Source organism: Bradyrhizobium sp. BR 1433 (assembly GCF_051547665.1).
Taxonomy (GTDB): Bacteria; Pseudomonadota; Alphaproteobacteria; order Rhizobiales; family Xanthobacteraceae; genus Bradyrhizobium; species Bradyrhizobium australafricanum.
In genome coordinates, this window is record NZ_JBPUGG010000001.1 from 1,155,947 (window position 1) to 1,169,866 (window position 13,920).

Consider the following 13,920-nt stretch of genomic DNA (forward strand, 5'->3'; position numbering starts at 1 on the left):
GAAATGAAAGGGATGAAATGACTGAAGCTGCCGCGCCCGCCGCTGTCGTCCACCAGGGCGAAAAAGAAGCCGACCATCATGCGTATTTCCGGCCGAAGGATGCGGCGACGCTGATCCTGATCGATCGCTCCGGCGCCAAGCCGAAGGTGCTGGTCGGCAAGCGTCACGACAAGGTCGTGTTCATGCCCGGCAAATTCGTTTTCCCCGGCGGCCGCGTCGACAAGGCCGACAACCGCGTGCCGGTCGCAGCGCCGATCACGCCGGAGCTCGAAGCCAATCTGTTGAAGGGCAGCCCGAAGATCACGCCCGGCCGCGCGCGTGCGCTTGCCAACGCCGCGATCCGCGAGGCGTGCGAAGAGACCGGGCTCTGCCTCGGCCGCAAGGTCGAGAAGCCGCACAAGCTCGACGGGCCCTGGGCACCGTTCGCCGACGCTGGTCTCTTGCCCGATCCGTCCGGCCTGTTCCTGATCGCGCGCGCGATCACGCCGCCCGGCCGCGTCCGCCGCTTCGACACGCGCTTCTTCACTGCCGACGCGTCGACCATCGCGCATCGTGTCGAGGGCGTGGTGCATGCCGATGCCGAGCTGGTCGAGCTGGTCTGGGTCGAGATCGGCTCCGAGCCGCTCGCCGACGCGCATGCTATGACCAAGAACGTGCTCGCCGAGCTCGACCGCCGTCTCGCCACCGGCCCGCTCCGCCACGACGCGCCGGTGCCGTTCTTCCATTTCTACGGCGGCAAGATGCAGAAGGACGTGCTGGGGGCGTAGTAGCGCCCCGTCATTGCGAGGAGCTCGCGACAAAGTTACAAAGCAATTTTGCGCTGAAGCGACGAAGCAATCCATGGTCCAAGAAGCGGTGAGATGGATTGCTTCGCTCCGCTCGCAATGATGACCGCAAGGCGAGCGCGGACTTATCCTCTGACCGCCCCTCAAATTGCAAAAATCTTCTGGCGCCGTCAGGATGGCGCACCGCGAAACGCCTCCCTATCTGTTCCGCTAACGACATCAAGAACGGAACGGGGCAATGGCGAAGCGTCAACTCAAGCTCGGCGCGTTCATGCGGCCGATCAGCATTCACACCGGTGCCTGGCGCTATCCCGGGGCCTGGCCCGACGCCAATTTCAACTTCGACCACATCAAGACGCTGATCCGCAAGCTCGAGGCCGGCAAATTCGACGCCTTCTTCATGGCCGACCATCTTGCCGTGCTGAACATGCCGATCAACGCGCTGAAGCGCAGCCACACCGTGACCTCGTTCGAGCCGTTCACGCTGCTATCGGCGCTCGCCGCCGTGACGGAGAATATCGGCCTGATCGCGACCGGTTCGACCACCTTCGACGAGCCCTATCACGTCGCGCGGCGCTTCGCCTCGCTCGACCACATCTCCGGCGGCCGCGCCGGCTGGAATATCGTCACCACGTCCAATCCGGACGCGGCGCTGAATTTCGGGCTCGACGACCATATGGAGCACGCCGAGCGCTACAAGCGCGCCCGCGAGTTCTACGATGTCGTCACCGGCCTGTGGGATTCCTTCGCCGATGACGCGTTCGTGCGCGACGTCGAGTCCGGACTGTTCGTCGATCCCGACAAGATGCATGTGCTCAATCATAAGGGCAAATATCTCTCGGTCCGCGGTCCGCTGAACATCGCCCGCCCCGTGCAGGGCTGGCCTGTCATCGTGCAGGCCGGCGCTTCCGATGACGGCAGGCAGCTTGCGGCCGAGACCGCGGAAGCCGTGTTCACCGGCGGCGGCAGCCTGGCCGACGGACAGAAGCTCTATGCCGACATCAAGGGCCGCATGGAGAAGATCGGCCGCGATCCCGAGCATCTGAAGATCCTGCCCGGCGCCTTCGTCGTGGTCGGTGACAGCGTCGAAGAAGCAAAAGAGAAGCGCGCGCTGCTCGACAGCCGCGTGCATTACGACAGCGCGATCGCCTCGCTGTCGGTGATCCTCGGCACCGATGCGTCCGGCTTCGATCCCGACGGACAGTTGCCGCCGATCCCCGAAACCAATGCAAGCAAAAGCGGCCGGCAGCGCCTCGTCGATGTCGCGGCGCGCGACAAGCTCACCGTGCGCCAGCTCGCGCAGCGCGTCGGCGGCTATGGCGGGCTCGCCTTCGTCGGCACGCCGCAGACCATCGCCGACCAGATGGAGGAATGGCTGACCGGCCGGGGCAGCGACGGCTTCAACATCATGTTCCCCTATCTGCCGCAGGGCCTGTTCGAGTTCGTCGATAAGGTGGTGCCGGAACTGCAAAAGCGCGGGATTTTCCGCACAGAGTATGAGGGGCGGACCTTGCGCGAGAATTTGGGCCTGCCGCGGCCGAAAAATCAGTTCTTCGAGGGGTAATTAGGCCCGGAATCGGGGTGATCTTGGCTCAGAAATCCTTGACTTTGGGCTGTTTCTGGCTAGTTTCCCGGCCAAACGCGGGCCGATTTGGCCGGCTCCCGAATTCCCCCGATTTTCGAGGTTTTGCACATGGCCAAGGCGGTCACCATCAAGGTCAAGCTCGTGTCGACGGCCGACACCGGCTTCTATTACGTTGCCAAGAAGAATTCGCGCACCATGACGGACAAGCTGGTCAAGAAGAAGTACGATCCGGTCGCGCGCAAGCACGTCGAGTTCAAGGAAGCCAAGATCAAGTAAGATCTGCAGCTTCCGACGTTTCAAACGGGGCCCTCGCGGCCCCGTTTTTGCTTTCTAGGCTTGCGTCATCCCTCATGATTCCCGGAGCAGTCCCGGGCGCAGGGCTCAGATGATCGCAACCTTGGACGAGGGAAACGTCGGCGGCTACTCGGTCGCTTACGGCCGCGAGGACATCTACTTTCCGGTCTATGTCACGGCAGCCCTCGCCGCGATCTTCCTGACCGCGACCTGGATCACGGGCGCGATCTATTGGCTGGCGCCGGCAGCGGCAGCGGGCGGCTTCACCTATTACAACATCCCCCTGCTGGAGGCTGGTCGTCCGACGATCGGGGCCAACCAGTACGGCATCTTCATCCAGGCCTTCGGGCTGATCCGCTGGCGCGCCATCACGCGCATCGACCTCGTCGAGATCGCTGAGCGCGCGATGACGGTTCACGAGTTGCAGATCGCGCTTAACGGACCGCTCGGCAGCGCGCTGGTGGCCGATTGGCGCAAGCGGCCGGCCTACCGGCTGTTGATGCGCCTGCCGTGGCGCATGGACCATCGTGGCGTAGTCCGCGTCAATCTGGAGCCATTCGACCGGACCCCCGACGAGATCCACCGGACGTTCCTCAGGATGTGGCGTTACTACCGGAGCTAACCCTTGAACGCCTCGTCACGCAGATGCGCGTCTGCGATCTCTGCATCCGGATTGTGTGTGATCGTCATGAACCAAATGAGGCTGAAGAACAGCGACCACGCTGTGTTCCAATAGAACCAGTTCATCGGATCACCTCGAACAGCTTAAATCCGCGCCAGCGGGCGAAGATCGCCAGCTGCGCGGAATGCCGCCAAAGTCTACTGCACGACCTCGCCGTGCAGTGCCAAATCCAACCCTTCGCGCTCGATGTCCCGCGTCACGCGAAGCCCGACGAAGAGATTGATCACGAACAGGATGATCAGGCTCACCACGGCATCATACACGAAAACCGTCGCAACGCCGATGCATTGATTGAGGAACTGCCCGGGATTTCCTTCCAGAACACCTGCCGTTCCGCCATACTGCTCGACCGCGAACACCCCGGTCAGCAGCGCCCCGACGATGCCGCCAAGGGCATGGACACCGAAGCAGTCCAGCGCATCATCGTAGCTGAACATGCGCTTCAAGCCGGTGCATCCCCAGTAGCAGCAGACGCCGGCGGCGATGCCGATCGCGAAAGCGCCGACCGGCCCGACGAAACCGGAGGCCGGCGTGATCGCGACGAGGCCCGCCACGGCACCCGAGCAGATTCCGACGACGGTCGGCTTGCCCTTCAACGCCCATTCCACCAGCATCCAGGTGAAGCCCGCCACCGCCGTGGCGATCTGAGTCACCAGCATGGCCATGCCCGCCTGCATTCCGGCCGTGACAGCGGAGCCGGCGTTGAACCCGAACCAGCCGACCCACAACAGCGAGGCGCCAATGAAGGTCAGCACCATATTGTGCGCCGGCCCCGTCTCGACGCGCTTGCCGAGCATGATGGCGCACATCAGGCCCGCGACGCCGGCGTTGATGTGCACAACGGTGCCGCCGGCGAAATCGAGAACCTTGACATACGCAGCGTCGTTGCCGGCCGAGAATATGCCGTCAGGGCCCCAGACCCAGTGCGCGATCGGCGCATAGACGAAGATCGCCCACAGCCCGATGAACCAGAGCATCGCGGAGAACTTCATCCGCTCGGCAAACGCGCCGGCAATCAGCGCCGGCGTGATGATGGCGAACGTCATCTGGAAGCAGATGTAAACGGACTCGGGGATCGTCGCAGCGAGCGGATTGGGATTGCCGATGCCTCCCTTGCCGATGTCGCTCAGGATGTCCTTGAGGAACAGGCGATCGAGGCCGCCGATGAACGGCGTGCCGGCACGAAACGCCAGACTGTAGGTAAGGACGGCAAACAGGATCGTGACTAGGCAGGTGACCGCGAAGCTGGTCATCACGGTATCGCCGACATTCTTCTTGCGCACCATGCCGCCATAGAACAGGCCGAGCCCCGGGATCGTCATCATCAGGACGAGCGCGACTGACGTGAGCATCCAGGCGGTGTCGCCGGAATTCGGCGTGCACTTCTCGAGAATCTTGCCGCCACAGGCAGGCGGCGCCGCCGCATCCTCGGCCAGCGCGAGATCGTTGAACAGCAGGCAAAGGAACGCCACGCCCAACAAGGCAACCACGATTCTCACGAGCTTCTGGCGCGTGTGTGTCGCAAACTCCATCATCGACCTCCCATCACAAGAGAAATGCTGGCGTTCGGAATGGGCGCGGCGCGTTCGCAGCGTGAGCGCCGAAGGACAGCGCGCGTCCGGCTATCGGGATGTCTCGAAGTGCCGCAGTGCGGGTGGCGGGATGCAGCGAAGTCGCAGCGGCATCGGGCCCGACGCAGGGCACAAGGGCCTCCTGCTCGGCGGCGCGGCAAAGGCCGTGGTGCGCGGATGGCTGGAGAATGACGGCGACTAGCCCCATCGCGGCCAGCCCTTCCCAAAGTCCCCAGGCCGGAACCCTCAGTGAGGGTTTCCGGCACGATTTCTAGCCAAATTGAAACAAGATTCGTGCCACCACTGCGCGCCGCGTAACACTTTGAAAACGCTATCGCTTCGATCCGCGGCCGGAACAGCATCGCGCTCCATTGCACGCTCTTGCGGCAAGTGGCCGGTCAAAAACTAGGCAGCATCTGGCGACTGCCCTCGCAAGGAGCAGCCGCCAGCTTCGCAGGAATTCTGAAAGCTAGAGCGTTAGCCGATCAGGTTGCAAGTAGCCCGCGGCGATGAAGTAGTTTGTGGATTCCGTGGGCGTGTAGGTGTCGATGATGCGCCCGACAGCATCCCAAAGGCCGCCGACGGTGCGTTCGGCGGCCTTCCGCAGATTTGCTTTGAGCTTGGCGAAGGCATTCTCGATCGGATTGAGGTCGGGACTGTAGGGCGGAAGATAGAGAAGCGTAGCGCCGGCCGCCTCGATCATCTCACGTATGCGGGGCCCTTTGTGGCTGGAGAGGTTGTCCATGATGACGATGGCGTGGTCTGGCAGCTCAGGAATGAGCACCTTTTCGACATAGGTCTCAAAGGCGTTGCGGTTGATGGGGCCATCGAGCACCCAGGGCGCGATGATGCCGCGTGTGGTTAGAGCGGCTACGCAGGTAGTTGTTTTCCAGTGGCCGTGAGGAACGCTGGCCCGCAGACGTTCTCCGCGCTGGCAGCGGCCATGGGTTCGCGCCATGTTGGTCGACGCCCAGGTCTCGTCGATGAAGACGAGCCGATCCCGGTCGAGCTTGCCCTGGCTCTCGCGCCAGGCCTCGCGTCGCTTCAAGACGTCCGGGCGATCCTGCTCTGAGGCATGGGCGGTCTTTTTTTACGCGTGATCTTGTGGCGCTCGAAGAAGCGGCGGATCGTGCCATAGCCAAAGGACAGGCCTTGTTTGCTCAAGCCGTCACGCAATTCCTCGATAGTGATATCCGGCGCCGTCTCGAGCAGAGCCATGATCGTCGCCTGATGAGTATCAATCCGGTGGGACTTGCGGTCGCCGCCCTGAGCCCTCGGCTGGGCATCGCCTTGCTCCCGCTCGCGCGTTCGCCAGCGGCTTACGCTTGCCGCGCTGACGCCAAATCGCTCGGCAGCCTGCCGGCCTGAAATGCCACTCTCAATACAGGCAAGCACACGTTCGCGAAGATCCATCGACAGCGGTTTCGCCATGCCCGCCGGCCTCCAGCTCCGGCGACCAGCTTGAATCACCAAAACGCTGATTTGTGAATCCCCAACGATTCAGTCAGATCGGCCAACGCTCTAAGCGGCCTTGAGCAGCGGCGGCTGCGCCGGCCGGATCAGCGCGAAGGCGAGCTGGATGATGCCGCCGGCAAGGCCCAGCGCGACGCCGATGCGCCAGGCCATGGTGTAGGAGCCGAGCGAAGTCGTAGATCAGCCCTCCTCCGTAAGCGCCGAGGAAGCTGCCGACCTGGTGGCTCATGAAGGCGAGGCCCTGGATCATCGCCTGCCAGCGCAAGCCGAACATCTCGGCCACCGCGCCCGCGACCAGCGGACCGACACCCATCCAGAGGAAGCCCATGATCGCGCCGAACAGCAGCGTCGAGCCGGGCGTTGCCGGCAGCATGAAGTACCAGGCGAGCGCCAGCGAGCGCAGGATGTAGATCGCGCCGAGCAGCGCCAGCTTGTTCCAGCGCTGGCCGGCCCAGCCGAAGAACAGCGAGCCCAGCACATTGAAGCCGCCGATCATGCCGAGCGTCTGCGCGCTCAGCATCGGATCGAGCCCGCAGATCGCGAGATACGACGGCAGATGCGTGGTGAGGAAGACGAGCTGCATGCCGCAGACCATGTAGGCGCAGGTCATCACCACGAAGGCTGCGTTGCCGAACGCGGTCTTCGCCGCCGTCGCCGCGGTGGCGTTGCCGATGTCGTCGCCAGCGGGCTTCGGCAGCGGAATCTTGTCGACGCGCCCGGCGTACAACGCCGCCGGGATCATGAAGATCGAGAGAATGACAAAGCCGGCAAGTCCGACGCGCCAACCGAAACCCTCATTGAGCATCTGGCCGATCGGCGCCGACAGCAGCGCGCCGAGCGAGCCCGCGGCGGAGACCATGCCGAGCACTGTCGAGCGTACCGTCTCCGGCACCGCGCGCGCCGAGACCGACATTGCGATCGCATTCGCGGTGCAGGCGAGCGAAAGGCCGATCAGGACACCGGCGCCGATCATGATGGCAACGAGCCCATGCGCCGTCGTCATCAGCACGAGGCCCGCGATGTAGGCCAGCGCGCCGACCACCATGATCGGGCGAAAGCCGTAACGCACCGTCATCGCGCCGGCGACCGGCTGCAGAAAACCCCAGGCGAGGTTCTGCACCGCGAGCGCCAGCGTGAAGTGGGATATCGAGATGCCGATGTCGTGCGTCAGCGGCTGCATGAAGATGCCGAGGCTCTGCCGCAGCCCCATGCTCAGCGTGAGCATGATGGAGGCGCCGATCAGGATGGGAAGGGTGGGACGCAGGACCTGCAACAGGGGCATTGTTCTTATTCTCCCATAACGGCACGGCACGCGTGCCATGGCCTGCGATTCATGCATGTTTTGGTTACACAGACCTGTGTAGTTAGGCTATACAGGGGGCTGACTGTCAAGCGAAGAGGATCACGGCTGGCGCATGGCTTCCCCGCCTCCCAAACAGACCATGAAGGAGCGGATCCTCGAGACCGCCGACAAGCTCTTCTACCTGCAGGGCATTCGCGCCATCGGCGTCGACACCATCGCGGCCGAGATCGGCATCAGCAAGCGCACGCTCTACAACCACTTCCCGTCGAAGGACGCGCTGATAGAAGCCTATCTGCAACGCCGCTTCGTGCAGCCGCGTCCCTCCGACAAGCCGCCGGCCGAGCAGATTCTCGCAACCTTCGATTCGCTGGAGCGGCGCTTCTCGGCGAAGGACTTTCGCGGCTGCCCGTTCGTGAACGCGGTGGCCGAGCTCGGGCCGGAGGACGAGGATCGCACCTTCAGGAACATCGCAATCGCCTTCAAGGAAAGCCGCCGGCTCTGGTTTCGCGATCTGCTGCGGCGGCTCGGCGTCGCCGATGCCGAGGGACTTGCGACCCAGCTCACGCTGCTGGTCGATGGCTCGATCGCGCAGGATCTGGTGCGCGACGATCCGGCGATGGCGCGCGCGGCCAAGGAAGCCGCGCGCGTGTTGCTGGCAAATGCAGGCGTCAAGGTCGGCAGCCCCGCCCGGCGGCAAGAAACGCGCCGGATAAATCCGGTTGCGTGCGGAAGTCAGGTTTGGTTGTTAACACCGACCGCAGGCCACGGCATTCCCGGCTGGATATTCCGTCCGGCGAGATTGGCAGCGACCGCGCGAAGACCTGCTACTTAGAAGACTTGCGGCACAACAGGGAAACGACCATGGAAGATCTGAAGGTGACGGCCACCGGCTATGATTTCGCGCCGGCGCGCGCGGCCATGCAGCGCTACATCGACAACGATCTCCTGTCCGGCATCTCCTGGACGGTTCTGGTCGGGCGCGACATCGCTGACACGGGCTGCGTCGGATGGGCCGACAAGGAAGCGCAGATTCCGTTGCGCACCGATCACATCTTCCGCGTCTTCTCCAACACCAAGCTGATCACCTCCTGCGCGGCGCTGCTGCTGGTCGAGGAAGGCCGCTTCCGGCTCGACGATCCGATCGAGACCTTCATCCCGCAACTCAGAAACCGGAAGGTGCTGCGGTCGGGCGCGACGTCGATCGACGACACTGAGCCGGCGCAGCAGTCGATCACCATTCGCCATCTGCTGAGTCACTCGGCCGGCCTCAGCTACGGCCTGTTCGATCCGAGCACACCGATCTTCAAGGCCTACAACGAGCGCAAGATCCTCAATCCGATGACGACGCTCGCCGACATGGTCGACGGTCTGTCCGATTTGCCGCTGGTGTTCCAGCCCGGCTCATCGTGGGAATATTCCGTTGCCATCGACGTGGTCGCACGACTGGTCGAGGTGGTGAGCGGCCAGCCGTTCGACAAGTTCGTCAAGGCGCGCATCCTCGATCCGCTCGGCATGGTCGACACCGGCTTCCATGTTCCGGAGAAGGACCACAACCGGCTCGTCGCCTATTACGCCGGCGCCGATCTGATGGATCCGATGAAGCCGGGCCTGACACGCACCGACAACGCGCCCTATCCGGGCGCTTATTTGCGGCCGGTGCCGCGCTTCAATGGCGGCGGCGGCCTCGTCTCGACGATGCATGACATGGTCGCACTGATCCGCAGCCTGCTGCCCGGCGGTCCGACACTGCTGAAGCCGGAGACGATCGCCGAGGCGATGACCAACCAGCTCACGCCGGGCCAATGGATCCGCTTTGCGATGATGGGCGAACAGCCCGGCAAGACCTACGGCCTCGCCGGCGGATTGATCCTCAACCCCTCCCCGATCGATCATCCCGACGCCGCCGGCGAGCTCTATTGGGGCGGCGTCGCAGGCACGCAGTGGTGGATCTCGCCCAAAACGGGCATCGCCGGCGTGATGATGGCGCAGCGCCAGATGGCGTTCGTCCATCCGTTCTCGTTCGAGTTCAAGCGGATGGCCTATGACGCGGTGAAGCGCGGGCGTTAGGCCGCGGCCGACACCACGCGGTTGCGGCCGTCGTGCTTGGCGCGATAGAGCGCGGTGTCGGCGCGCTTGAGCACATCGGCGACCTGCTCGCCCTTGCGCTCCAGCGTGGTGAGACCGATCGAGATCGTGACGGTGATCCGCTTGCCGCCCTTGTCGACGGTGAAGGGCTCGCCCGCGATCGAGCGGCGCAGCCGCTCGGCGACCATGCCGGCGACATGCAGGTCGGTCTCGGGCATCACGATGACGAACTCCTCGCCGCCATAGCGGCAAGCCAGATCGATGCCGCGGATCGACTTGCGGATACGGACGGCGAATTCGCGCAGCACGTCGTCGCCGGCATCGTGGCCGTAGGTGTCGTTGATCGCCTTGAAGTAGTCGATGTCGAGGATCATCAGCGCCAGCGGCTTGCCGCGGATCGAGGCCTGCTCCGCCAGCGTCGCGAGATGGCTTTCCATGTAGCGTCGGTTATTGAGACCGGTCAGCGCATCCGTGATCGCCATCTCGATCGAGTTCTGCACATTGTCGCGCAGATGATCGGTGTAGCGGCGGCGGCGGATCTGCGTGCGCGCACGCGCCAACAGCTCGTTCTTGTCGACCGGACGCAGCAGGTAGTCGTTGACGCCGATCTCGAGCCCGCGCATGAGCCGCGTGTTGTTGTCGGCATCCGAGATGGCGAGGATCGGGACCTGGCGCGTGCGCTCCAGCGAGCGGGCCTGGCTGCACAGCCGCAGGCCGTCGTAATTGTCGAGGCTGAGCGACACGATCAGCAAGTCGTAATTGCCCTCGGCAGCGTGGAACAAGGCTTCCGACGGATTGATCTCGACGTCGACGGTGTGTTCGGCGGAGAGGATCGGCGCCAGCTTCTCGTAGGACGACGGCCGGTCGTCGACCAGCAGGATGCGGCCGCCAGTGCCCTTGTCGGCGATCGCGCTGCGCTCGGGCGCCTGCATGCCGATCTCGAGCGAGGTGATGGCGCGCATGCGCAACTCGTCGGTCATCATCTTCAGCCGCGTCAGCGAGCGCACGCGCGCGATCAGCACGACGTCGGACACCGGCTTGGTCAGGAAGTCGTCGGCGCCGGCTTCAAGGCCGCGCACGCGATCGGCCGGGCTGTCGAGCGCGGTGACGATCACGACCGGAATGAAATGGGTCGCCGGATTCGACTTCAGCCGGCGGCAGACCTCGAAGCCGTCCATGTCGGGCATCATGACGTCGAGCAGGATGATGTCGCATTCGGCGCGTGCGCAAATTTCCAGTGCCTCGGTCCCGTTGGAGGCAGTCAGCACATCGAAATATTCGGCTGACAGACGGGCTTCCAACAACTTGACGTTCGCCGGAACGTCATCGACCACGAGGATACGCGCGGACATTGCACCACAACTCCCCTATCCGATAAAGCGTCGGACAGTCTCAATAAATTTGCCGACCGAGATCGGCTTGGACAATAGGCTTCGCACCCGCCCTCGCGGATGCGTTCTTCGTCACCCTTCATGGCGAAGGCGGTGACCGCGACCACCGGAATCGCGCGCAGATCGGGATCGTCCTTGATCCAGCGCGTGACCTCGAGACCGGAAACCTGGGGTAGCTGGATATCCATCAGGATCAGGTCGGGGCGCAGCTTGCGGACAAGGTCGAGCGCTTCGAAGCCATTGCTGGTGCCCGAAGTCTGATAGCCGTGCGCTTCCAACAGATCGCGAAAGAGCTTCATGTTGAGCTCGTTGTCCTCCACGATCAGGACGGTTTTGGCCATCCCGTCCCTCCCAAACCCAGGAGACGGGCCCGGCTGCGGTACCTCACGCACCGCGCTCGGGGCGCGTCGAAAATGTGAATTCAAACTAGCGCCAGAATCGCTCTAACCCGTTAACCCGAAGTCCAACTTCCGCAGCGTGGTTTCCGTTGCTTGAACACATGAGGAAGACTCGGGCATGATGGGCCTCTCAATAGAGACCATAAGTTAACGGAAAGGCAAACCGGCGCGTTGAAAAAGCCTGTTCACAACCCCCGGGAAGTTGCTGAAATCGTTGCGATTCAGGCGCTCGGCTTCATTGCCGGCGATCCCGAGCGGCTGGGCCTGTTCCTGGCTGAAACCGGAATCGGTCCAGAGACGCTGCGGAACGCCGCGTCCAACCCTCAATTTCTTGCGAGCGTGCTCGATTTCGTGATGCGCGACGACGCCACCGTGAAGGCGTTTGCCAGGGCCTCGGAACTGCACCCGACCAATATCGCCGCCGCCCATCAGGCGCTGGGCGACCCGAAATGGGAGCGCGACGTGCCGTGACGACGGCAGCGGCAGCTTCCGACGGCCCCCTCAGTTTCTGCCGAGACTGCCTCGGCGACCTCGATATCAAGGTGAAGCGATGCAGCCATTGCGGCTCGCCGCGGCTGGTGCGTCATCGCGCCCTGCCCGCGCTGGCGCTGGCGCACATCGACTGCGACGCGTTCTATGCCACCGTCGAGAAGCGCGACAATCCCGAGATCGCCGACCGCCCGGTCATCATCGGCGGCGGCAAGCGCGGCGTCGTGTCGGCCGCCTGTTACATCGCCCGCACCTATGGCGTCCGCTCGGCGATGCCGATGTTCAAGGCGCTGGAACTCTGCCCGGATGCGACCGTGATTCCGCCGGACATGGCGAAGTATGTCCGGGTCGGGCGCGAGGTGCGGCAGGCGATGCAGGCGCTGACGCCGCTGGTCGAGCCGCTGTCGATCGACGAAGCCTTCCTCGATCTCGCCGGCACGCAGCGCGTCCACGGCATGATCCCGGCCAAGGTGCTCGCCAAATTCGCCCGCGATGTCGAGCGCGACATCGGCATCACGGTGTCGGTCGGGCTGTCCTGCAACAAGTTCCTCGCCAAGATCGCTTCCGACCTCGACAAGCCGAGGGGCTTTGCCGCGCTCGACCAGGACGAGGCGCGCGAGATGCTGGCGAGCAAGCCGGTCGGGTTCATCTACGGCGTTGGCCCTGCGACCCAGGAGAAGCTGGTGCAGCGCGGTTTCCGCGTCATCGCCGACCTGCAGCGCGCCGACGAGAATGAATTGATGAAGCAGTTCGCGAGCGAAGGCCGCCGGCTGTGGCGGCTGGCGCGCGGCATCGACGACCGCAGCGTGGTGGTCGATCGCGGCGCCAAGACGATCTCGAGCGAGACCACCTTCGAGACCGACATCCGCGACTTCGCAACGCTGGAGAAACTGCTCTGGAAACTGTCCGAGAAGGTCTCGGCGCGGTTGAAGACCAGCGAACTCTCAGGCTGCACCATCACGCTGAAGCTGAAGACCGCGGACTTCCGCCAGCGCACCCGTTCGCAATCGATCCAGACCCCGACCCAGCTTGCCGCCAAGATCTTTGCGGTCTCGCGCGAGATGCTCGCGAAGGAAATCGACGGCACCGCCTTCCGCCTGATGGGCACCGGCGTCAGCGCGCTGCGCCCGGGCGCGCAGGCCAACGACTCCGACATACTCGACCGCCGCTCGGCGCACGCTGAACGCGCGATGGACAATCTGCGCAAGAAGTTCGGCAATGCCGCCGTGATCAGGGGCATTGCCTATGAGGGGCCGCAGAAGAGCGCGGAGGAGTAATTCATCGTTGACGTCATCCCCGCGCAAAGGCCTCGCCTTTGTCGCTGGAGGCGCGAGCGGAGCGAGCCTTGAAGGATGACCGGAAAGACTCGGGCCGTCGCCCTTCGAGACGCGCGCGATGCGCGCTCCTCAGGGTGACGGTACTCAGCGTCACGATGCCCTTCTCAATCCGCGACCGCAACCGCCTCGATCTCAATCAGCCATTCCGGCGCCGCGAGCGCGGTGACACCGACCAGCGTAGAGGCCGGCGGCTCCATGCCCTCGAAGAACGCCGAGCGTGCCTTACCGATGATGGGACGGAGTTCCGGCTTGTAGCCGACGACGAAGGTCGTGATCTTCACGATATTGGAATAGCTGGCTCCGGCGGCCTTCAGCGCCATGCCGAGGTTCTGCATCACCTGCGTCGTCTGCGCGGCGAGATCGCCGGCGCCGACCACGCGGCCCTCCTCGTCGACGGAGACCTGTCCCGAAATGTAGATCGTGCGCGCGCCGGAGGCGACGACGACGTGGGAGTAAGCCGGATTGTGATGCAGGCCGCTGGGGCGAAGGTGGTTGAGCTCGCTCATGAGGTGCCTCCCTGACACGTG

Annotated in this window: 13 protein-coding genes and 2 pseudogenes; 8 read left to right on the top strand and 7 right to left on the bottom strand. The window is 64.0% G+C overall.

The features are described 5' to 3' along the window. Positions 1-17 precede the first annotated feature (17 nt). The 4 genes from ACSKB9_RS05880 (at position 18) to ACSKB9_RS05895 (ending at position 3,286) form a co-directional block, all read left to right on the top strand. Positions 18-767 (top strand): NUDIX hydrolase, encoded by a 750-nt coding sequence (locus ACSKB9_RS05880; RefSeq protein ID WP_141342741.1) that lies wholly within the window; start codon positions 18-20, stop codon positions 765-767. A 256-nt stretch (positions 768-1,023) separates the two neighbouring features. Next, positions 1,024-2,349, top strand: a complete 1,326-nt coding sequence (locus tag ACSKB9_RS05885) for an LLM class flavin-dependent oxidoreductase (protein ID WP_057020797.1) — start codon at positions 1,024-1,026, stop codon at positions 2,347-2,349. A 129-nt stretch (positions 2,350-2,478) separates the two neighbouring features. Beyond that, positions 2,479-2,646: a 50S ribosomal protein L33 gene (gene rpmG / locus ACSKB9_RS05890; RefSeq protein ID WP_018271988.1), complete on the top strand. Its 168-nt coding sequence runs from the start codon at positions 2,479-2,481 to the stop codon at positions 2,644-2,646. A 109-nt stretch (positions 2,647-2,755) separates the two neighbouring features. Then, on the top strand, positions 2,756-3,286 hold the full coding sequence (locus tag ACSKB9_RS05895) for a hypothetical protein (RefSeq protein WP_076834482.1): 531 nt from the start codon (positions 2,756-2,758) through the stop codon (positions 3,284-3,286). Here the strand turns inward: ACSKB9_RS05895 and ACSKB9_RS05900 are convergent. The 4 genes and pseudogenes from ACSKB9_RS05900 to ACSKB9_RS05915 form a co-directional block, all read right to left on the bottom strand. Further along, positions 3,283-3,411 carry a hypothetical protein gene (locus ACSKB9_RS05900; protein ID WP_256527872.1) on the bottom strand — a complete coding sequence of 43 codons (129 nt, stop codon included), beginning with the start codon at positions 3,409-3,411 and terminating at the stop codon, positions 3,283-3,285. The two genes, ACSKB9_RS05895 and ACSKB9_RS05900, sit on opposite strands and share 4 nt — an antisense overlap. A gap of 72 nt (positions 3,412-3,483) precedes the next feature. Beyond that, positions 3,484-4,881 (bottom strand): ammonium transporter, encoded by a 1,398-nt coding sequence (locus ACSKB9_RS05905; RefSeq protein WP_438071976.1) that lies wholly within the window; start codon positions 4,879-4,881, stop codon positions 3,484-3,486. Positions 4,882-5,386: 505 nt separating this feature from the next. After that, a protein-coding gene (locus ACSKB9_RS05910; protein ID WP_438071698.1) for an IS630 family transposase occupies positions 5,387-6,348 on the bottom strand; the annotation gives its coding sequence in 2 pieces (ribosomal slippage) (positions 5,387-6,009 and positions 6,009-6,348; 963 coding nt in all). Between the two features lie 90 nt (positions 6,349-6,438). Next, positions 6,439-7,672, bottom strand: a pseudogene (locus tag ACSKB9_RS05915) (MFS transporter). Between the two features lie 133 nt (positions 7,673-7,805). On the opposite strand from ACSKB9_RS05915, the gene ACSKB9_RS05920 reads away from it, so the two are divergent. Then, on the top strand, positions 7,806-8,525 hold the full coding sequence (locus tag ACSKB9_RS05920; RefSeq protein WP_438071977.1) for a TetR/AcrR family transcriptional regulator: 720 nt from the start codon (positions 7,806-7,808) through the stop codon (positions 8,523-8,525). A gap of 29 nt (positions 8,526-8,554) precedes the next feature. After that, the gene (locus ACSKB9_RS05925) at positions 8,555-9,760 is read left to right on the top strand and encodes a serine hydrolase domain-containing protein (protein WP_438071978.1); all 1,206 of its coding nucleotides are present in this window, start codon (positions 8,555-8,557) and stop codon (positions 9,758-9,760) included. Here the strand turns inward: ACSKB9_RS05925 and ACSKB9_RS05930 are convergent. Further along, positions 9,757-11,130, bottom strand: coding sequence for a PleD family two-component system response regulator (locus tag ACSKB9_RS05930; protein WP_283071193.1), 1,374 nt, complete (start codon positions 11,128-11,130; stop codon positions 9,757-9,759). The genes ACSKB9_RS05925 and ACSKB9_RS05930 overlap by 4 nt on opposite strands. A gap of 15 nt (positions 11,131-11,145) precedes the next feature. Further along, positions 11,146-11,510 (bottom strand): annotated as a pseudogene (locus ACSKB9_RS05935) (response regulator). A gap of 228 nt (positions 11,511-11,738) precedes the next feature. Here ACSKB9_RS05935 and ACSKB9_RS05940 point away from each other — a divergent pair. Both ACSKB9_RS05940 and ACSKB9_RS05945 read left to right on the top strand, forming a co-directional pair. Then, the gene (locus ACSKB9_RS05940) at positions 11,739-12,038 is read left to right on the top strand and encodes a DUF3572 domain-containing protein (RefSeq protein ID WP_076834488.1); all 300 of its coding nucleotides are present in this window, start codon (positions 11,739-11,741) and stop codon (positions 12,036-12,038) included. Next, on the top strand, positions 12,017-13,333 hold the full coding sequence (locus ACSKB9_RS05945) for a DNA polymerase IV (protein WP_438071979.1): 1,317 nt from the start codon (positions 12,017-12,019) through the stop codon (positions 13,331-13,333). The genes ACSKB9_RS05940 and ACSKB9_RS05945 overlap by 22 nt, the downstream gene beginning before the upstream one ends. A gap of 164 nt (positions 13,334-13,497) precedes the next feature. Here ACSKB9_RS05945 and ACSKB9_RS05950 read toward each other — a convergent pair whose 3' ends face one another. Then, entirely contained in the window at positions 13,498-13,899 is a 402-nt protein-coding gene (locus ACSKB9_RS05950) for a RidA family protein (protein ID WP_038388572.1), read from the bottom strand. Positions 13,900-13,920 lie beyond the last annotated feature (21 nt).